The sequence below is a fragment of the Flavobacterium xinjiangense genome (assembly GCF_900142885.1).
Classification (GTDB): Bacteria; Bacteroidota; Bacteroidia; order Flavobacteriales; family Flavobacteriaceae; genus Flavobacterium; species Flavobacterium xinjiangense.
This window is the reverse complement of record NZ_FRCL01000001.1, coordinates 67,473-87,919: the sequence shown is the minus strand read 5'-3', so window position 1 is coordinate 87,919 and position 20,447 is coordinate 67,473. Positions and strand designations below refer to the sequence as shown.

At 34.8% G+C, this 20,447-nt stretch carries 22 protein-coding genes; 9 read left to right on the top strand and 13 right to left on the bottom strand.

From position 1 onward, the window contains the following. Positions 1-25: 25 nt before the first annotated feature. Positions 26-496, bottom strand: a complete 471-nt coding sequence (locus tag BUC23_RS00400) for a hypothetical protein (RefSeq protein WP_073203659.1) — start codon at positions 494-496, stop codon at positions 26-28. Positions 497-683: 187 nt separating this feature from the next. Here BUC23_RS00400 and BUC23_RS00395 point away from each other — a divergent pair, with 187 nt between their 5' ends. The 8 genes from BUC23_RS00395 to BUC23_RS00360 are packed head-to-tail and all read left to right on the top strand — an operon-like array spanning position 684 to position 7,686. Further along, entirely contained in the window at positions 684-1,181 is a 498-nt protein-coding gene (locus tag BUC23_RS00395) for a c-type cytochrome (RefSeq protein ID WP_073203655.1), read from the top strand. A gap of 36 nt (positions 1,182-1,217) precedes the next feature. After that, on the top strand, positions 1,218-3,197 hold the full coding sequence (gene nosZ / locus BUC23_RS00390) for a Sec-dependent nitrous-oxide reductase (protein WP_073203652.1): 1,980 nt from the start codon (positions 1,218-1,220) through the stop codon (positions 3,195-3,197). Between the two features lie 59 nt (positions 3,198-3,256). Further along, positions 3,257-4,276, top strand: coding sequence for a nitrous oxide reductase accessory protein NosL (locus BUC23_RS00385; protein ID WP_073203649.1), 1,020 nt, complete (start codon positions 3,257-3,259; stop codon positions 4,274-4,276). 36 nt (positions 4,277-4,312) lie between these two features. Continuing rightward, positions 4,313-5,542: a nitrous oxide reductase family maturation protein NosD gene (locus tag BUC23_RS00380; protein WP_073203645.1), complete on the top strand. Its 1,230-nt coding sequence runs from the start codon at positions 4,313-4,315 to the stop codon at positions 5,540-5,542. Continuing rightward, positions 5,539-6,252: an ABC transporter ATP-binding protein gene (locus tag BUC23_RS00375; RefSeq protein ID WP_073203640.1), complete on the top strand. Its 714-nt coding sequence runs from the start codon at positions 5,539-5,541 to the stop codon at positions 6,250-6,252. The genes BUC23_RS00380 and BUC23_RS00375 overlap by 4 nt, the downstream gene beginning before the upstream one ends. Continuing rightward, on the top strand, positions 6,245-7,012 hold the full coding sequence (locus tag BUC23_RS00370; protein ID WP_073203636.1) for an ABC transporter permease subunit: 768 nt from the start codon (positions 6,245-6,247) through the stop codon (positions 7,010-7,012). The genes BUC23_RS00375 and BUC23_RS00370 overlap by 8 nt, the downstream gene beginning before the upstream one ends. Further along, the gene (locus tag BUC23_RS00365; protein ID WP_073203633.1) at positions 7,012-7,305 is read left to right on the top strand and encodes a cupin domain-containing protein; all 294 of its coding nucleotides are present in this window, start codon (positions 7,012-7,014) and stop codon (positions 7,303-7,305) included. The genes BUC23_RS00370 and BUC23_RS00365 overlap by 1 nt, the downstream gene beginning before the upstream one ends. 9 nt (positions 7,306-7,314) lie before the next feature. Next, positions 7,315-7,686 (top strand): group III truncated hemoglobin, encoded by a 372-nt coding sequence (locus BUC23_RS00360; protein ID WP_073203630.1) that lies wholly within the window; start codon positions 7,315-7,317, stop codon positions 7,684-7,686. Between the two features lie 74 nt (positions 7,687-7,760). Here BUC23_RS00360 and BUC23_RS00355 read toward each other — a convergent pair whose 3' ends face one another. The 5 genes from BUC23_RS00355 to nadA form a co-directional block, all read right to left on the bottom strand. Next, positions 7,761-8,315: a fasciclin domain-containing protein gene (locus tag BUC23_RS00355; RefSeq protein ID WP_073203627.1), complete on the bottom strand. Its 555-nt coding sequence runs from the start codon at positions 8,313-8,315 to the stop codon at positions 7,761-7,763. A 66-nt stretch (positions 8,316-8,381) separates the two neighbouring features. Next, entirely contained in the window at positions 8,382-9,614 is a 1,233-nt protein-coding gene (locus BUC23_RS00350; RefSeq protein ID WP_073203624.1) for a hypothetical protein, read from the bottom strand. Position 9,615: 1 nt separating this feature from the next. Continuing rightward, on the bottom strand, positions 9,616-10,209 hold the full coding sequence (locus BUC23_RS00345; RefSeq protein WP_073203621.1) for a Crp/Fnr family transcriptional regulator: 594 nt from the start codon (positions 10,207-10,209) through the stop codon (positions 9,616-9,618). 160 nt (positions 10,210-10,369) lie between these two features. Then, the gene (gene nadB, locus BUC23_RS00340; protein WP_073203618.1) at positions 10,370-11,893 is read right to left on the bottom strand and encodes an L-aspartate oxidase; all 1,524 of its coding nucleotides are present in this window, start codon (positions 11,891-11,893) and stop codon (positions 10,370-10,372) included. Beyond that, positions 11,893-12,822, bottom strand: coding sequence for a quinolinate synthase NadA (nadA, locus tag BUC23_RS00335; RefSeq protein WP_073203615.1), 930 nt, complete (start codon positions 12,820-12,822; stop codon positions 11,893-11,895). Before nadA ends, nadB begins: the two co-directional genes overlap by 1 nt. 183 nt (positions 12,823-13,005) lie before the next feature. Here nadA and BUC23_RS00330 point away from each other — a divergent pair, with 183 nt between their 5' ends. Next, complete coding sequence (locus BUC23_RS00330) at positions 13,006-14,820, top strand: hypothetical protein (protein WP_073203612.1); 1,815 nt, start codon at positions 13,006-13,008, stop codon at positions 14,818-14,820. A gap of 354 nt (positions 14,821-15,174) precedes the next feature. Here BUC23_RS00330 and BUC23_RS00325 read toward each other — a convergent pair whose 3' ends face one another. The 7 genes from BUC23_RS00325 to BUC23_RS00295 form a co-directional block, all read right to left on the bottom strand. Next, positions 15,175-15,708, bottom strand: coding sequence for a hypothetical protein (locus tag BUC23_RS00325; RefSeq protein ID WP_073203609.1), 534 nt, complete (start codon positions 15,706-15,708; stop codon positions 15,175-15,177). A 119-nt stretch (positions 15,709-15,827) separates the two neighbouring features. Continuing rightward, the gene (locus tag BUC23_RS00320; RefSeq protein ID WP_073203605.1) at positions 15,828-16,262 is read right to left on the bottom strand and encodes an RrF2 family transcriptional regulator; all 435 of its coding nucleotides are present in this window, start codon (positions 16,260-16,262) and stop codon (positions 15,828-15,830) included. A gap of 77 nt (positions 16,263-16,339) precedes the next feature. Then, entirely contained in the window at positions 16,340-16,804 is a 465-nt protein-coding gene (locus tag BUC23_RS00315; RefSeq protein ID WP_073203602.1) for a hemerythrin domain-containing protein, read from the bottom strand. Positions 16,805-16,815: 11 nt separating this feature from the next. Continuing rightward, positions 16,816-17,265 (bottom strand): CopD family protein, encoded by a 450-nt coding sequence (locus BUC23_RS00310; RefSeq protein WP_073203599.1) that lies wholly within the window; start codon positions 17,263-17,265, stop codon positions 16,816-16,818. A 55-nt stretch (positions 17,266-17,320) separates the two neighbouring features. Beyond that, positions 17,321-18,010 (bottom strand): anaerobic ribonucleoside-triphosphate reductase activating protein, encoded by a 690-nt coding sequence (locus BUC23_RS00305; RefSeq protein WP_073203596.1) that lies wholly within the window; start codon positions 18,008-18,010, stop codon positions 17,321-17,323. After that, the gene (gene nrdD, locus BUC23_RS17255) at positions 17,994-18,155 is read right to left on the bottom strand and encodes an anaerobic ribonucleoside-triphosphate reductase (protein ID WP_073203594.1); all 162 of its coding nucleotides are present in this window, start codon (positions 18,153-18,155) and stop codon (positions 17,994-17,996) included. The genes BUC23_RS00305 and nrdD overlap by 17 nt, the downstream gene beginning before the upstream one ends. A gap of 151 nt (positions 18,156-18,306) precedes the next feature. Next, positions 18,307-20,412 (bottom strand): ribonucleoside triphosphate reductase, encoded by a 2,106-nt coding sequence (locus BUC23_RS00295; protein ID WP_073203591.1) that lies wholly within the window; start codon positions 20,410-20,412, stop codon positions 18,307-18,309. Between the last annotated feature and the right edge of the window lie 35 nt (positions 20,413-20,447).

Genomic DNA, 20,447 nt, shown 5'->3' with positions numbered 1-20,447 from the left:
AGATGAAGTATTTCAAGTAAATGGATTATTTTTTGTCATCCATATTTACTGGTTTTCCGTCATTATGGTGCATCATTCTTTTTTTCATTCCGTGATGTCTTTTCCCTTTCATGTCTTCCCATTTTTTAAATTGTTCTGGATTAAGAATTTTTCTCATTCTTTCTTTCATAGCAATTTGTTCATCCAGCATTCTGTTTTTTCTTGCAAACATTTCATCAGAAGTGGGTTTTGTATTAGAATCTTTGTTGGCTTTCATTTCTTTCATTCTTGCTTCTCTTTTTGCACTATTTTCAGCAATGACTTTAGCCATTTCTTTCTGTTGTGAAGCATTCAAATCTAATTCTAATGTCATTTTTTTCAACATTAATTGATTTCGTTGTTCTGGAGTAAATTTTTCCATCTCAGCTCTGTCGTGTCTTGTTCCCATCTCTTTTTTGTTTTGAGCAAAGCTTGTCATCCCAACAACTAATAAAGCAGCAATAATTAATTTTTTCATTTCTATTATTTTTAAGTTATAGTCATAAGATGCGGATAGTTGACTAAGGTTTAACTGTTAACAAAAATTTGTCATTTGGTTATTTGCAATAGAAAAAGAAAAAGAAACGTATATAAGTATGATTGAAGTCATAATCAGTACGGTAATATAATTGGAAATTTGTTAAAGAAATTTTAAAACTAATCTTATGTACAAATTATCTTTTTTTCTAGTTGCATTTGTAATGCTAACTTCATGTGGCGATAAAAAAACCAAATCCGAGGACAATGCGACAACGACAACTTCATCTGATGAAGGAATGCCAGCAGCTCCTGAAGCGGCTCCGGATGCTGCCACATATGACCCGAATAGAGGTCTTGGCAAATTTTCTACGGTTGATTTAGGTGATAAACTGGACGTGGCTATGGCTGCTGAAGGAGAAAAAATCCAATCCGTAAAATGTTCTTCTTGTCACAAAATGACGGATGAAAAATTAGTTGGACCAGGTTGGAAAGGGGTTACTTCTCGTCATAAACCAGAATGGATTATGAATTTCATCACCAATCCTGACCCAATGATTGATAAAGATCCAAAACTTCAGGCTCAGTTGGAAATTTGTTTAGTTCGTATGCCAAATCAAGCCCTTGCAGATAAAGATGCGAGAAACTTATTGGAGTTTATGCGTAAAAATGATGGCGTTAAATAGCTTTTAGCCAATAATTTTAATTATATAAAATAAATTATGAGTAAAAATAAATTAGTAAAAGTAACTTTTGCAATTGTTTTAGTAACCGCATTTTTTAGTTCTTGCAAGCCCAAAGATTCCAGTGATGCCGTAAGCGGGGATGCTGCACAAAAAGTATATGTTGCACCTGGTAAATATGATGAGTTTTATAATTTTGTTTCGGGAGGATTTAGTGGCCAAATGAGTATTTATGCGTTACCAAGCGCTCGTTTATTAAGAGTCATTCCTATTTTTTCCGTAGATCCCCAAAGTGGTTATGGATACAGTGAGGAAACAAAACCGATGTTGAATACTTCAAACGGATTTGTGCCTTGGGATGATCAACACCATTTGGAATTATCACAAACTAAAGGAGAAGTTGATGGTCGCTGGATTTTTGCCAATGCCAATAATACTCCAAGAATCGCACGTGTTGATTTAAAAACGTTCAAGACAGCAGAGATTATAGAGTTGCCAAACAGTGCAGGAAATCACTCTTCTCCATTTATTACGGAAAATACAGAATATGTGGTGGCAGGAACTCGTTTTAGCGTTCCGCCGGATAATGCCAATGGAGATATTCCTATTAATACTTACAAGAAAAATTTCAAAGCCTATTTGAGTTTTGTAAAAGTAGGCGCAAAAGGAGAAATGGATATTGCCTTTCAAATTGAAGCTCCAGGGGTAAACTTTGATTTGAGTCATGCCGGAAAAGGTAAATCTCATGGTTGGTTTTTCTTCTCTTGTTATAACACAGAACAAGCCAATACGCTGCTGGAAGTTAATGCTTCACAAAAAGATAAAGATTTTATAATGGCAGTGAATTGGAAAAAAGCAGAAGAATACATCAAAGCAGGTAAAGGTAAAAAAGTAGCTGCGAAATATGCCCACAATACATGGGATGAAAAAACGCATACCGCAAAATCAGAAATTAGAACGTCAGTTTTAGTTCTTGATTCAAAAGAGTTAAAAGACATTTGTTACATGATTCCATGTCCTAAATCTCCTCATGGCTGTGATGTTGATCCTACTGGCGAATATATTGTAGGTAGTGGAAAATTAGCCGCTTTAATTCCTGTATTTAGTTTTGATAAAATACAAAAAGCGATTGCTGCCAAACAATTTGATGGCGAATATGAAGGTATTCCAGTCATTAAATATGAAGCTGCTTTACATGGTGAAGTTAAAAAACCAGGTTTAGGACCATTGCATACTGAATTTGACGGAAGAGGAAATGCGTATACTACTTTCTTTGTTTCTTCAGAAGTGGTGAAGTGGGATATCAAAACATTAAAGGTTTTAGATCGTGCACCAACTTATTATTCTCCAGGTCACCTTTGTATTCCTGGGGGAGACAGTAGAAAACCGTTTGGTAAATACATGATTGTTTACAATAAAATTACCAAAGACCGTTATTTGCCTACTGGACCGGAATTGGCTCAGAGCGCACAATTGTTTGATATTAGTGGTGATAAAATGAAATTGCTATTGGATTATCCAACTATTGGAGAGCCACATTACGCTCAGGCCGCACCAGCTGATTTAATCAGAAATAATGGACAATTGAAGTTCTATAAAATTGAAGAAAATAATAACCCTTTTGTAACCAAAGGAGAGAAAGAATCAAAAGTGGTTAGACAAGGAAATAGAGTAGATGTGTACATGACTTCTATCCGTTCTCACTTTGCTCCTGATAATATTGAAGGAATAAAATTAGGTGATGAGGTTTATTTTCACGTTACTAATTTAGAGCAAGATTGGGATGTTCCTCACGGATTTGCTATAAAAGGCGCTGATAATGCTGAACTTTTGATCATGCCGGGAGAAACTACCACTTTGAAATGGATACCTAAAAAAGTAGGGATTTCTCCTTTCTATTGTACTGATTTCTGTAGTGCATTGCACCAGGAAATGTCAGGATATGTTAGAGTATCTCCTGCAGGAAGCAATGTTCCGCTAACTTTTAGTCTGGGAACTAACCTACCTGCCACCAAGTAATTATAAATTTTCAATAAAGGGAACATAATTATTATGTTCCCTTTTTTAAATCTACAAACATGAACAATTCAAAAATTTCAACACTTTCAAAAGGCGTGCTTTTGTTAGTGATGGTACTATTGGTGTCTTCCATTTTTGTTCCAATGTGGCGAATTGAGTTATCCGCACCGCAATATCCGGAAGGATTAGTACTTAAATTACATGCCAATAAAATTGCTGGAGATGTTGATATTATCAATGGATTAAACCATTATATAGGAATGAAAACCCTGCATAAAGAAGATTTTATTGAGTTTACAGTGTTGCCCTATATATTTATATTTTTTGCTGTTTTTGCTTTGGCAACGGCAATTATTGCAAAGAAAAAAGTACTTTATGTTTTATTTGTTTCACTTGTTATGTTTGGAGTCTTAGCAGCTGTCGATTTTTACAGATGGAATTATGAATACGGACATAATTTAGACCCGAATGCGGCGATACAAGTGCCCGGAATGTCTTATCAACCACCATTAATAGGATACAAGCAGCTACTTAATTTTGGGGCTTATTCTATTCCTGATATTGGCGGATGGCTGTTGATTGCTTCTGGATTTTTGTTGTTTATTATTGTTGTTAAAGAATCCAATCTTTTGCAAAAATTTAAAAAACATAAAACAGCAACAGTTCTCTTATTGTTTTTGTCTCTGTCCTTTTTTTCCTGTACGAATAATACCAAAGCGGTTCCGATAAAATTAAATGTGGACAATTGCGATTTTTGTAAAATGAGCATTGCCGATGGTAAATATGGAGCAGAAGTTCTGACCGAAAAAGGAAGAACCTATAAATTTGACGATATTATGTGTATGATGAATTATTGTAAAGAAAATTCAAACACAAAAATCAGTGCTTATTACGTTCATGATTTTACTCAGGATAATGTTTTAATTCCCGCTCCAACTGCTCATTTCATTTCAGGAGGGACAATAACAACTCCGATGAGAGGGGGAGTTATTGCTTTTTCATCAGAGAAGCATGCTAAGGAATTTGGAAATAAATTAGACGCCGAACTCATTACTTGGGATGCTATTTTGAAAAAATAAATGCATTATTATTAATACAATTTTCGACAAGAAATAATGAAAATAGTTCTCTATATATGTTTATTGTTTTCTTCTTTGCTTCATGCCAACGTGATCGAAGTGGGACCCAACAAGCCTATAAAATCAATTAAAAAAGCCGTCGCTTTAGCCAAAGTTGGAGATACGGTAATGGTTCATAAAGGATTGTATCAGGAAGGAAATATAATCATCAATAAAAGAATTGTATTTCTTGGTCAAGGTTTACCTGTTTTAGATGGTCAAAAAAAATATGAAGTACTTTCTATTAAAGCAGATAGTGTCGTTGTTGATGGTTTTAAAGTTATAAAATCGGGGTATGCTACCTTAGAAGATCCTTGTGGTATAAAAGTATACAACAGGAATAATGTAATAATTCAAAACAATATTTTGGATGATAATTTTTTTGGAATTTACATTCAAAACGGAAGTCATTGTATCATCAAAAACAATAAACTTGCGGCTTATGGAACAGAAGAACAACAGTTAGGCAATGGAATCCATTGTTGGAAAAGTGACAGCCTGCAAATTATCGGCAACACTATTTCGGGTCATCGGGATGGAATTTATTTTGAATTTGTAACTAATTCTATAATCTGGAGGAACATTTCAACCAGAAATATTCGCTACGGATTGCATTTTATGTTTTCGAATGATGATGCGTACATCACCAATATTTTTAAGAATAACGGTGCCGGTGTAGCTGTGATGTTTACCAAAAATGTGAAGATGTTCAATAATTTTTTTGAAGAAAACTGGGGCGATGCCGCTTACGGATTGTTCCTTAAAGAAATCTCAGACAGTTATATTATTGGAAACAAATTCAGCAAAAATACATCAGGAATTCACATGGAAGGTACCAACCGAATTCAAGTGGAAAAAAACGTTTTTGAAGCCAATGGTTGGGGAATGAAAATCCTGGCGAGCTGCTCCGATAATGTTATAAAAAACAATAATTTTTTAGGCAATACTTTTGATATAAGTACTAACGGAAGTTTGGTCCTCAATACATTCAATAATAATTATTGGGATAAATATGAAGGTTATGATTTAGACAAAAATGGAGTGGGCGATGTCCCATTTCATCCCCTGAGTTTATTTGCCGTGCTTACTGAAAATAATCCTTCTGCCATGTTGCTTTTTCGAAGTTTCATGATCACACTTTTAGATAAATCAGAAAAGATTTTGCCCAGTATCACACCCGATAATTTCATTGATAATTCGCCTTTAATGCATTCTTTAGCTTTATGATTGAAATAAAAAATTTAAACAAAAAATTTGGAAAATTAGAAGTCTTGAGCGATGTTGATCTTACTTTCAAAAAAGGAGAATGCATCGCACTAATAGGACCTAATGGTTGTGGAAAAACGACGTTGATAAAAAGTATTTTAGGAATGGTAATACCGACTAAAGGCGATGTTTTATTCAATCAAAAGTCTATCCTAAAAGAGTATCTGTATCGCGAACAAATAGGATATATGCCTCAAATAGGACGTTATCCGGATTATATGACTATTGGTCAAATTATCGAAATGATTAAAAAAATTCGAAATTCAAATCAGACTTTGGACGAAGATTTATTGAAGGCTTTTGATCTCGAAAAAATATTCGACAAGCAAATGCGGACACTTTCCGGAGGAACAACCCAAAAAGTGAGCGCTACATTGGCTTTTTTATTTAATCCTCAGGTGTTGATTTTAGATGAACCAACGGCAGGTTTAGATCCTTTGGCATCTGAAATATTGAAAGATAAAATTATTAAAGAGAAAGAAAAGGGAAAACTCATTTTGATTACGTCCCATCTTTTAAGCGAATTAGATGATATGATTACGCAAATTATTTTCATGCAAGACGGGAAAGTACATTTTCATAAAACGATTGCTGATTTACTGGAATCGACCAAGGAACAAAAAATATCGAAAGCAATTGCCAAAATTCTAAAAAGCCAAAGTAATGAATAGAATTATTAGAATTATTTTTTTAGACATTTTAAAAAACAAAATTATATTGGCATACACTATAATTTTAGGCATACTTTCATGGAGTTCATTTGGGTTAGAAGATAATTCTGCCAAAGGATTGCTTACCATTTTGAATATAATTTTATTTACCGTTCCGCTAGTTTCCATCCTTTTTGCGACAATTTATTTATACAATAGTTCCGAGTTTATAGAATTACTATTGAGCCAGCCCATCAAGCGAAAAAAGATATGGTTGAGTTTATTCTTGGGATTGTCTTTGTCAATGGTTTTGGCCTTTTTTATCGGGGCAGGAATACCGCTATTAGTTTATGCACCAGATTCCGTTGGGATAATGATGCTGGTTGTAGGATGTTTGATTTCTTTGGTTTTTGTGGCATTGGCCTTCTTGAGTTCTATCCTTACAAGAGATAAATCAAAAGGAATCGGAATTGCCATAATGAGCTGGTTGTATTTTGCTTTGCTTTTTGATGGAATTGTATTGTTTTTGTTGTTCCAATTTTCAGATTATCCTATAGAAAAAGCAATGGTTGCCGTTACGGCGCTAAGTCCAATTGATTTAGCCCGAATTCAAATTCTATTACAGCTTGACGCATCGGCAATGATGGGGTATACAGGAGCAATTTTTAAGGATTTTTTTGGTACTTCATTGGGATTGTTAATTTCATTTCTGCTATTGTGTTTCTGGGTAGTTGTTCCGTTTTTTATTTCATTAATAAAATTTAAAAACAAAGATTTATAATGTTTAAAGAAATTCTTCAAAAACTAGAAAATGCCGTAAATCCGGTAGCGCAGGTTGTACAGAACACCTCTTGCAGCAAAGTGATGGTTATTGCTTTCAAAAAAGGAATGATACTCAAAGAACATAAAACAGATGTTCCCGCTAAATTAGTAGTGATAAAAGGAAATGTGATCTACAAAGAGCAAAATCAACAAGAAGAGCTCTTTTTATATGATGAAAAGGATATTCCGGTAGCAGTTCTCCATTCTGTTGAAGCTATCGAGGACAGTTTGTGTTTATTGTTTAAAGGATAAAATCTCCAAATGAAAACAGATATAAAAAACAGGTCCGACATCGAGAAGCTCATAAATGCTTTTTATGATAAAATAAAAATCGATACTGAAATTGGTTATTTTTTCACAGAAGTAGCTCATGTGAATTGGGAAAAACATTTGCCTAGAATGTATGATTTCTGGGAAAATATTATGTTTTCTACCGGTGATTTTGTCGGAAATCCTATGGCTAAACACAAGGAATTGCATCAAAAAAGTGCAATGACCAAAGCTCATTTTCAGCATTGGAATGCCTTGTTTGATGAAACGGTTAATGAATTATTTTCAGGAGAAAAAGCTGAAGAAATTAAGCAAAGAGCGGCGAATATTGCAACTGCCATGATGTATAAAACATTAGGTTAGTAATACCTTTATGAAAAAAGCGTGAACTGCTGTGATTCACGCTTTTTTCAATTTAGTAAGAAGAATTAATAATTTTATTTAGGAAGCAATACATCATTTATTACATGGATAATTCCATTTGATGTTGGGATTGAAGCTACAATTTCGGAACCATTTACATATACTTTGTCTCCTTTTTTGGTGATTTTTACCTTACCGCCATTCACTTGTTCATATTCTTGGCCGTCTTGCATGTATTCTGTTTTTAAAGCACCAACATAAGTGTGGTATTCTAATATGTTTTTCAAATCATCTTTTTTCTCTGGTTTTAATAATCCTTCAACTGTTCCTTTTGGCAATTTATCAAAAGCGGCATTTGTGGGTGCAAAAACGGTAAATGGGCCGGCATTACTTAAAACATCTACTAATCCGGCTGCTTTTACTGCCGTTACAAGAGTAGTGTGATCTTTGCTTCCGGAAGCAGTTTGAACGATGTTTGGACTGGATGATTCGTCCTTTACAGCAGATTGTCCAGCACTTTGTGAGGATGCGTCTTCTGTGGTAGTTGGAGCCGTTGTTTCACTGTTTTGTTTACAGCTAAAAGCGGTTAAGAAACTGATGACTAATAATAATTGAATAGATTTTTTCATAATAAGGTTACTTTAGTTTTGTATAACAAAGTACTTAATTAGCAGTGCTTTATTTTATGAGTGCAATCATAAAGGAGGATTGTTTTTGACTTTTTTTATCGAAAAATAAGCAGTGAATCCTATTCCGAAAAACAAAATGATTGCGACCGCAAAAAGAAGCTCATTTACATAAGGAATAATAGTATAACTAAACGATGCAACACCTTGAACGGCCAGAAGCAACTCGTTTAATAAAACGCCAATAGAAAACACAAGCAATCCAATTTTTATTCTTTTGCTAATAAATATCAGGTGGTTCGCATAAATGTAAAACAATAAAAATAAACTAATAACGGCTAATAGAACTAAATGCAAGTAAGCAATTACAATGGGTCTGAAACCAAAAGCCAAATCACTTATGACCGGAATAGTGGAGCCTAGTTGAAGCAATAATTTTATACTCAACGCTACAGTTGCAATGAGCAAAATGTAACGCAATAATGGGGAGAAGTTTTTCAAAAACTCTTTTTTGGCCGGTATTAAAATATAAAGAAGTTTAAACCAGGCAAAAACCTGAACTATTGCAGCAAGAGCAGTAAGTACATAGATCCAAACGGGTAAATTCAGCCACAACGTTGATAAAAAATAAGCAGGAATGCAGGAAAATGCAAAGAGTTTGCAGGAAGTTTCGTAAAAGGGATTTTCTGATTTTTTTAAGTTTAAGAATCCAAAAATTAAGCCCATGCAACCAAAGAAAAACCAGCCATTGTATTGAAAATGAAGAAAATAATAGATAGATGATAAATAATAATCTTGAACAATATCCTTAGTCGCCATCATATAGGCCAAATAGAACGTGCCGAATGAGGAGATGATATTAAATAGAATAGCGGCTTTGAACCAGTTTATGGATAATAAATCGCGGTCAATTTTTCTTAAATCTTTAATGTAATAATAGCCAAAAACATAAGAAATTAAAATAGAAGCTGTAGAAGCTATTATAGAAATAAGTCCGTAGCCTTCAATGATAAAAGAGACCAGCATTACATAAGAAATAATCAAGTTGGCGATAATTATTTTTCGGTATTTTTCTACTTGAAAATCTACTGTTTTGTTTTGAAGGTAATAAACCATCAAAGTCATCAAAGTATGACTGACCCAACCGGAAAATGCAAAATGGGAATGGGAATGTTGAAGGTGTTTTTGGTCTAAATAAGGAAATTCGAAACCAATTTTATAACGCATCAAAACGCCTAATGTGGCAACAATACATAGATTCAACAAAGATAATTTTAACCAAAACTTTATATTTAATTTCATCTTAATAATATATTTTATGATTGACAATCTCTAGTTTATCGCAAGTGTTCATCTTGCATAAAACGCGAATGACTGTTTCTACTCTCAAACCGGTGAAATTTGCGATTTCCTGACGCGTGTAAGGAATCAATACTTTTTCATTACAACATTCGGATTTTTTCTTGTGGGTATTCAAGAAAGCAACAATTCTAAACTCGGGTTTTTGATTTATAATCTCTTTTGAAGTGTTTGATTTAGAATGGATTTTGTTTGCCAATAAAATCAAAAAGGATTTTTGAATGGACGGATATTCGTCAAGAATTTTTAAGAATTTGTCTTTTGATAACTTTATAATTGTGCTATCCTGAATAGTAATTGCTTTTGATGGATACGGTTGGTCAATAAACAAAGGGGGTTCTCCAAAACTGTTTCCTTTACAAAAAAGACCTTGTGTAAACTCTTTTCCTTCGTCATTGGAATTAAACATTCTCACGCTTCCTTCAATGATTTGATAATAAAAATGAGCCACTTCATCCTCATCAAAAATGATTTCGTTTTTTTTGTATTTTTTAGCTACTGCACCCCACGAGAAAAGTAAATCTATGTCTATTTGCATGGTTCGTTTTTAAATTTATTATTTTCCTCTGAATTATACATAAACTAAAAAATAGAGCTGTAATCTTATAAATGTACAATAATTTTCAATATGATTTAAATCATAAAAAAATGGAATTAGTTATTTTTTGTTTGTTTTTTTGGCAGAATGATATTTATAATTAATTATTTTTCTTAAAACTGCCTTTATTCCCATTTCTTATTATAGATTGTTGAACGATTAAATTCCCAATTGTAATCATATTGTTTAATTCGTACAACTCAGTACTAATTTGATTGTTTTTAAGTATCGTTTCCAGTTCGTCTTGCCATTGCATCAATTGTTCTTTTGCTTTATGCAAATCAGTTTCATAACGCACAATTCCCGCATTTTGACGCATTAAGAGCTGTAATCCTGTTTTAACCGTAGCAGTATAGTCAGAATTGATTTTAGGCTTTTCGACTAATTCCCAATTTGAAAGTATAGGGTTTAGATCCTTTTTTTCAAAAGCGGTGTCTGCCAAATAATTATAAATTTTGTCCGAATACACCAAAGCTTCCAGTAAGGAGTTGGACGCTAATCTATTCGCGCCATGCAAACCCGTTCGGGAACATTCTCCACAGGCAAATAAATTATCGATAGCCGTTTTTCCATTTTTATCAACTGTAATTCCGCCGCAGAGATAATGTTGAGCAGGAACAACCGGAATCCAGTCTTTTGCAATGTCAATCCCAATGCTTTTGCATCGCTCATAAATCATCGGAAAGTGTTTTATAAAAGCTTCTAAATCTAAATGAGTGCAATCTAAATAAACGCATTTGTCATCTGATTTTTTAAGTTCCAAATCGATACTTTGGGAAACAATATCCCGGGAAGCCAATTCCGCTCTGCTATCATAATCAAGCATAAATCGGTTGCCGTTTTTAGTGCGCAAATAGGCTCCAAAACCTCTAACTGCCTCCGAAATTAAAAACTTCGATCCAATGGAAGTATCGTACAATGCGGTAGGGTGAAATTGAATAAATTCCATGTCTTTAATGGTGGCATTCGCCCGAAAAGCCATCGCAATTCCATCACCTGTCGCAATTATAGGATTGGTAGTGTGTCCATAAAGATGCCCAATTCCACCAGTGGCAAGCAACGTAAAGTCAGATTGAAAGGTGATAATTTCATTCGTTTTTTGATTTAAAACAAAAGCTCCCAAACACTGATTATCTTCCGTAAGCAGATCCAGTGCAAAATGATGGTCTAAAACTGTAATATTTCCTTTTTGATGTACTTGGTCTAAAATAGCACGTTCAATCTCATGGCCGGTTTGGTCTTTATGGTGTACAACCCTGTTTTGGGAATGTCCGCCTTCTTTGCCTAAATCAAAATTTCCTTTGGCAGTCTTGTCAAATTTAGCGCCCCATGCTATGAGTTCTTTCAATCGTTTTGGACCTTCGGTAACGACCATTTTAACGACTTCAACATTGCACAACCCGTCACCACAGATTAGGGTGTCTTCAATGTGTTTTTGATACGAATCCTCGGTTTCATCTGTAACAATGGCAATTCCGCCTTGCGCATATTTAGTGTTGGATTCATCGGCATTTGACTTCGTTACAATAGTCACTTTTTTGTCGGGAAAACGGTCTGCAATTTTTATTGCAAAAGTCAATCCGGCAACTCCTGAACCAATGATTAAATAGTTTGTCGTAATCATTATTTAGATAATTCTAGCATTCGTTCAATAGGAAGTAATGCTTTTTTTCTAATGTCTTCCGGAACAATAATTTCGGGCGTTTCATTAAGCAAACAGTCATACACTTTTTGTAAGGTATTCATTTTCATATAGCCACATTCACTGCAAGCACAAGTGTTGTCGTCTTGGGCTGGTGCGGGAATCAGAATTTTATTTGGAACTTCTTGTTGCATTTTGTGAAGAATTCCCGCTTCGGTAGCGACAATAAACTTGTTGTTCGGGTTTGTTTTTACGTAATCAATCATTCCGGCTGTCGAACCAATATAACTGGCAGTTTCCAGAATATGCGTTTCAGATTCGGGATGCGCAATGATTTTAGCATCGGGATGCAGTTTATGGACTTCTATTAATTTATCCAAAGAAAAAGCTTCATGCACCACACAGGAACCATCCCAAAGTAACATGTCGCGCCCTGTTTTGCTGATGATATATTTTCCTAAATTCTTATCTGGAGCAAAAATAATTGGTCTGTCTTTTGGTACTGATTCTACGATTTTTACGGCATTAGATGATGTGCAAACAATATCGCTTAATGCTTTAATCTCGGCTGAACAATTTACGTAGGTAATGACAACATGATCGGGATGCTGGTCAATAAATTTCTGGAACAAATCAGGAGGACAGGATTCGGCAAGAGAGCATCCTGCTTTCAAATCGGGCAGAATTACTTTTTTAGTTGGGTTTAAAATTTTTGCGGTTTCGGCCATAAAATGTACACCGGCAAAAAGAATAATATCCGCATCCGTTTTCATGGCTTCTATTGACAATCCTAAACTATCTCCCACATAATCTGCTACATACTGAATTGCGGCTTCCTGATAATAATGGGCTAAAATAACCGCATTTTTCTCTTTTTTTAATGCCAATATTCGTTCTTTAAGACTATTCATATCTTTTTAATTTTTCTGATTCTACTATTTATATGCTGATCAAAAGGATTTCTTATTATTCTGATTTAACTTGTTTTAAACCCGTAAAAGTACTTTAATACCGGGCTACTGGATATGATATTTATCAGGTTTTAAACTATTCCATTTTTCGATATTTGTTGCCTGTTTAATAAATATATAATGATGACAACAACTAAACCGTTACATACTTTTCATATTCCCGTGATGGGACTTGCTTATACCATAGATAGTCCTATTCGAGTGGCGAAGTATGGGATATCCTCTGTAATTTCGATTATAGATGATGATCTGATAGAAAAAATGAATGCTTTTTACAGCGAAAAATTCAGCCTTCCGTATCAGGAGATTTCTCAAAAGATGCACGATTATCGAGCAGAGCGGATTACGTCATATCTAAATTTGGTAGACAAAATCGTTAAAGATAAATTCGAAAGTTTCAAGAATGAACTGGCTGAAAGTAAATTGGCATTAGAGAATTATATCGCCATGTTGCCGAACAAGTCGGAGATAAAAAAAGGACTTCAGAATCTAATGGATGATGGAATTGCCTTTAAGGAAAACATCAAAAATTATCTTGAAAATAACCTGAGTGCGGGTGAGATTGATGTAAATATCATGACCAAAATCGACAAGGACAATTTCATAAAAGACGAACAGTTACCCGTAGCTTTCAATGATGCCCATGCTTCACTTCGCGGTTTTGCTAATAGCAACTTAACTTCATCTGTGGTGCTTTCGGCAGGGATGAATCCAAGATTGTACAGTTATTTCGAAAATTTCGATGTCTTTTTCCCGGACAACAACAATACTTTAAAGAAGAAAATAATTCTAAAAGTGAGTGATTTCCGTTCGGCAATGATACAAGGGAACTTCTTGGCCAAAAAAGGGCTTTGGGTTTCTGAATACCGTATCGAATCCGGATTGAACTGCGGCGGACATGCTTTTGCTACTGATGGGTATTTGTTAGGTCCTATTTTGGAAGAATTCAAACAGAAAAAAGAACAATTGATTCAGTCTGCGCATGATTTAATGGTGAAAGCTTTAGCGCAAAAGGGAATGCACGTTCCGGAACAGCCATTGGAATTAAAAATAACGGTTCAGGGTGGAGTAGGTACTGCCGAAGAACATGACTTTTTATTGGATTATTATGATGTGGATTCTGTAGGTTGGGGATCTCCATTTTTATTGGTTCCCGAAGCCACTTCTGTAGATGAAGCCACGCGTAAATTATTGGCAAAAGCCAAAGAAGAAGATTTATACCTGAGTCATATTTCTCCTTTGGGAATTCCTTTTAATACCTTGAGAGGAACAACCAACGAGCACTTGAAACAAAAACGTATTCACGATAATAATGCGGGAAGTTCCTGCCCGAAAAAGTTTTTGGCGTTAAGCAAAGAATATGGAGCAAAAGGAATTTGTTCTGCTTCCAAAAAATTTCAAGATTTAAAATTAGAGGAATTAGACAGTAAGAAAGATACTTTGACGGCTGAAATGTTCGAAAACGCAAAAAATAAAATCACCGAAAAATCCTGTCTTTGTGTTGGTTTAGCCAATGCTTCCTATCTGGAAAATGACATTAAGATTAAAGGACAGGCACAAGGTGTTGTCATTTGTCCTGGTCCCAATATGGCTTATTTTGACCATGAAGTTTCGCTTTCTGAAATGGTTCAGCACATTTATGGAAATATTTCGGTGTTGACTGTCACCAATCGTCCGAATATGTTTGTCAAAGAATTGAAAATGTATTTGGATTATTTGAAAAACGAAATTGCAACTGTTTCTGCCGAAATTACGGCGCCGCAAATAAAAAAATGGAACTTGTTCAAGAACAATTTGGCGGAAGGAATCGCGTATTATCAATCCTTATTTTCTTCATCGGATGCTGCTGAAAACAAGAATCAAAATACACAATCACTCTTGCATTTTTACAAAGAGGAATTGTTTGGTATCAAAATTCCGGAACTGGAATTAATGTAAAACATATTTAGCTTTAAAAACAAGCCCTCTTCACATTCGTTTATCGAGAGGTGGAGAGGGTTTTTTTGATGTATTTGGTTAATAGGTTTTTATTTTAAAAATATAGAAATAATAACTTTAATTATTTGCTGTTGTGGCTTATGTTTAAGGGCACGGATTGCAAATCCGCGCAGTCAAATCCGTGACATCGGGATTTTCTTTTTAAGTTTGGTTGTTATAACGTCCTGACGCTTTGAGATGGTGTGTGGTTCGTAACCTTTCAATTTTCGGGTTTGCAGAAAATATGCTGCGAAACGGTAATTCCACTAAATCACACACTAGCTCAAAACGGCTGTTAGTGGTAGTGTTTCTTTTTTAGAATGGAGTTCTTTTAAGCTTTTCTTCAATTCTGGATATTATAAACTTTTCTTTTTCTGTTAATATTTCTTGTTTATGAGATTTGATATATTCGAACAAAGTTTTCATTTCAGAAAAACCCCAATCAAAATCATCGTTTATTATAAACTTTTTATTGTCTATTATGATTTCTATTTCGCAATCAAATCCCGCTCTTGAAGATGTGTTTTTAAGTTTGATTTCAATTTTTTCAATTGTAGATAAAATTGTTTGTTCTTCAGAACAATTTAGATAACATATTTCAACTCTATAAGAATCAGAATAAAAATCAGTTAAATATAGTTTTGTTTTATAAATTTTATAGATAATAAATAAACCAAAGACTAAACTCATAAACAATATAAAAGATAAAAATCCTTTCCTACCTTCATCGAAAGCGTAAAATAATCCAAATAAAGATATAATTCCAATATAAATTGAAATATAATATTTAACTCTCTCAAAGAAAGAAATTACAGGGTGTCCTATTTTAATTATATTTTCTGTTTTCATTTTTTTCCTACAACATTACCGCTAACTAGTATATAGGTGCCATAAAATGGCTCCAATCCACCCATTTTTGAATGGCTTTGTGCCTAAAACAGTTTTTATAAATATAAGATTACTTTTGATTAATACCGCAAGAAAGTATCGCCTGATTTTATTCCCATTGCCAATTCTTCCAGATTGGTGTTCTCGAGCATGAATGCCAATTCATTTCTGATGGACTTGAATTTTTCGTGAACCGGACAAGGGTGATCTTCGGAACAGTAACTTAATCCCAGACCGCAACCGGTAAAAACGCGATCTCCATCTAATGCAGTCACAATTTGGGACAGTTTTATTTGGCTCATGGTTTCTTTTGGGATTTCAAATCCGCCACCAACACCTTTAATAGAATGGATAATATTATTCTTGGATAGTATTTGTAAAATTTTGGCCGTAAAAGCCTCTGGAGAATCTATTTTTTTTGCAATATCTCTAAGCCCAACTCTATTATTTTGATAGGATTCTGATGCTATAAAAATGGTGGCTCGAATTCCGTATTCACAGGTTTTAGAAAACATAGTTGTTTTTTTACAAATTTATAGAAATAAGTTCTATTCCTTTTGAATATTCTTTATTCTTTGGGTTGACCGTTTTTTTATTTCCAAAAAAGATCATCGTCCTTTTCTGTAAAAGATGCTTCGGTATGAATTTCTTTAATTTTAGCTAATTGGTCTTCGGTGGCTATTTTTTGAATTTCAACAAATAAAATGCGTTCCTCAAAACGAATGTGTGCTTCCAATTCTTCTTCAATGTGTCCTAAAGATTTTTCTATATCGGTAGTTTGTTTGAATAAGCGTTTCAAACGACGATGTTCCGTCAACGCTCGTTTTATGAGTTCATTTTCTGCTCCTAAAATGGGAAATACGTGTTTTTCTTCCAGTTCAAAATGCGGTTTTAAATGCGTTTTAAAAAACCAGTCCGAATATTTTTTGATGCGATCGGGTTCAATTTGCTTTGAAAAACCCGTTCGTATTTTCCAACACAATTGTAAACCATGATGATGATCGTGGCTTAAAGGTTGTAATTCCGGAGCTCTTTTTAATGGTTTACTTGATATCATAATGTATAAATTTAAAACCCGCCAAAACGGATGTAAGAACCAAAAATGAGCATCAATACACCAATTATCGTAACGGACAGTATGTGAAACGCCATTTCAGGCAACTTGTCTGGATTATTTTTAAGTTTCGGAATTACCCTGAACTGTGCGCTCAAGGCGAAAGCTGCTGTCAAGAACAATAAAAGTAATTTTGAAGAAACCACTTTCTCAATAGGAGTGGCAAACTGGAACCAATATTCGATGCTGACGCCATATTTATAAGCCATTAAAATTCCCGTAACGACCAGTAAAGCCAAAGCCGTCATTCCTACAGGCTCATACTTTTTTTCGTAATTTAGAATGATGCTCGGGTCTTTCTCTTTAAGGGCTTTTGGCAAATGGCCAAAGACCAATATCAAATGGCCGCCCACCCAAATTGTGGCACTTAATAGATGGATAATTAACAAAAAATGATGGTTCATGTAAAATTTTAATTTGTTTTTAAAGATACGTTTTCTCGGGCACTCTTTTTTATAATCAACCTCTAAAATGTACTTTAATACTTGCGGTCGAAAGGTTTTCCTTTTCCAATTCCCTAACTGAATAGCCCAATTTTGCTAATGTAGTCGCTCCATTCACAAAATGCTGGATGTAATAATTTCCCTGATAATTTTGCTGCTCTAAATACTGTATCATAGCTTGCATGTGATTCGTATCAATCAAATCAGAATGCACCGTGGTGCGAACTTCAAACGGAAGTCCACTTTTTACTAATAACTGCAAAGACTTTTCAAAAGACAGAAAAAGATTGGACTGTGTTATCTTTTCAAAATGAACGGGCATGGCTTTAAAATCCAGCGCCACATAATCGATCAATTGATTTTCAAGTAATTGTTGCAAAACCTCAGGTCGTGAACCATTGGTGTCAATTTTCACCAAAAATCCCATTTTTTCGACTTCGGTTATGAGTTGGATACTGTTTTTATGAAGCAGGCATTCGCCTCCGCTAAAAACCACCGCGTCTAGCAAGTTTTTTCTGGAATGAAGGAAAGTAAGCACTTTGTCCAATGAAATAGTTCCTTTTCCTAGTACGATTTCTGGATTGTAACAATACAAACAGCGCATATTACAGCCTGCAAACCAAAGAATGCAAGCTGATTTATGCGCATAATCTAATAAAGTGAAAGGCGTTATGCTGTAAATGGGAGTACTAACATTTTCCTTCATTGAAATGAGTTCGCTGTTTGTGTTCTCCTTTTTTTCCAATATTGAAACTTTCTACAGGTCTGTGATAGCCCATTACTCTTGTATACACTAAACATTTGGTTCTCAAATGTTGGTTTTGTTCTAAAATCGGGTTGGTGGTTTTCATATATTTAAAAGGTTTAAGGTTTTGACGTCACTAGTTTTTCTATAAAGACTAAATTTTAAAATTGAGATTTTTTTTTGAACCATTAAGAAATTAAGAGAATTAAGGTTTCAGGTTAGCTGCTCAACTTTAAACCTTAAACTTTAAACTTTTTTTAATTACTCAACTTTATTTTTTTTTCTTCAATTAGAATTTCATCACATTTCGGACAATATTCGTGTTCACCATTCAAATACCCATGAACCGGACACACGCTAAACACTGGTGTAACGGTGATGTATGGCAATTTAAAATTGGATATGACTTTCCTTACAAACTGTTTGCAGGCTTCTGGCGAACTGATTTTTTCACTCATATACAAGTGTAAAACTGTTCCGCCGGTATATTTGCATTGCAATTCGTCTTGCAAAAACAACGCTTCAAAAGGATCTTCCGTGTGATCCACCGGAATCTGGGAACTGTTGGTGTAATAAATATTGTCGTCCTGTCCGGCTTGTAAAATGTTTGGGAAACGTTTTTTATCTTCTTTGGCAAAACGGTAGGTGGTTCCTTCGGCCGGTGTGGCTTCCAGATTATATAAATTCCCGGTTTCTTCCTGGAATTCTTTCATTCGATTCCGAATGTGCTCCAAGATTTCTGATGCAAATTCGATACCTGACGATGAAGTTATGGCATCTTGATTTCCGGTAAAATTTGCGATCATTTCGTTCATTCCGTTTACACCAATGGTCGAAAAGTGATTTCTGAAATGCTGTAAATACCGTTTGGTATAAGGATACAAACCTCTATCGTACATTTCTTGTATAAACACTCTTTTTTTCTCTAAAGTAGATTTAGAAATATATAATAATCGATCTAATTGTTTGAATAATTCTGCTTTATTTCCTTTGAACAAATAACCCAAACGCGCCATGTTAATGGTCACTACACCAATGCTTCCTGTCATTTCTGCACTTCCAAAAAGTCCGTTTCCACGTTTTAACAGCTCTCTTAAATCCAGTTGCAAACGACAACACATACTGCGAACAGCATTGGGTTTATACGCGTTTTCATTTTCCGTTTTATTGCCATTTTCATCCAAAATATATTGGCTTCCAATGAAGTTCTGGAAATAAGAAGAACCGATTTTGGCCGTATTTTCAAAAAGTAAATCGGTGTTTTCTCCATCCCAATCAAATTCTTCGGTAATGTTTACTGTTGGAATAGGGAAGGTGAACGGCTGTCCGTTGGCATCGCCTTCGGTCATTACGGTGTAATACGCTTTGTTGATGAGGTTCATCTCCTTTTGAAAATGTTCGTAACGCAATTCGGTTACTTTTGTAACGCCTCTTTCCCTAGCTCGCAATAAAAGGTCATAATCAAAATTATTTTCGAAAAAATGATAGTCATTTTTCGTCGGAATTTGGGTTTTCAAATCATCGGGAACGACCCAGTCCAAAGTGATATTCGTGAAAGGCGATTGTCCCCAACGCGCCGGAACATTCAAATTGTAAACAAAACTGCGAACTGCTTTCAAGACATCCTCAAAAGACAGATCATCTTTGAAAACATAGGGAGCCAAATACGTGTCAAATGAACTGAAAGCTTGCGCTCCGGCCCATTCGCTTTGCAAAATCCCAAGGAAATTCGCCATTTGTCCCAAAGCTTCTCTAAAATGCGAAGGCGCTTTGCTTTCCACGCGTCCGCGAACGCCATTAAAACCATCGTTGAGCAACACCCGCAGGCTCCAACCGGCGCAATATCCGGTCAAACAATCCAAATCATGGATATGGATATCGCCATTGCGATGCGCATATCCTTCCTCTTTTGTATATACTTTGTCGAGCCAATAATTAGCAATGATTTTTCCGGCAACATTGTTGACCAATCCCGCATTAGAGTAGCTGGTATTGGCATTGGCATTGATGCGCCAATCCGTTTGTTCTATGTATTCTTCGATGGTTTGCGTGCTGTCAACATAAGTGGTGTCTTCGTTTAAACCATTTACATGTTCGCGTTGCAATTTGCGCGTATGTCTAAACAGCATAAAGGAACGCATGACTTCGAAATACTGTTTTTTAAAAAGGTTTTTCTCGATTAAATCCTGAATTTCCTCAACGGCCCAGGTTTCTTTGGATTGTAAATCTTGAATAATTTTTTCAAAAAGAATTTCATCAAATGCTATGGAAACACTCTGAAAGCTTTTTTCAATCGCGTCTTTTATTTTAAAACTCTCAAAAGGTTTGTATTCGCCGTTTCTTTTGATAACATATTTTTCCATAGCATCTGATGGTTTAAGGTTAGGTTATTGGGATG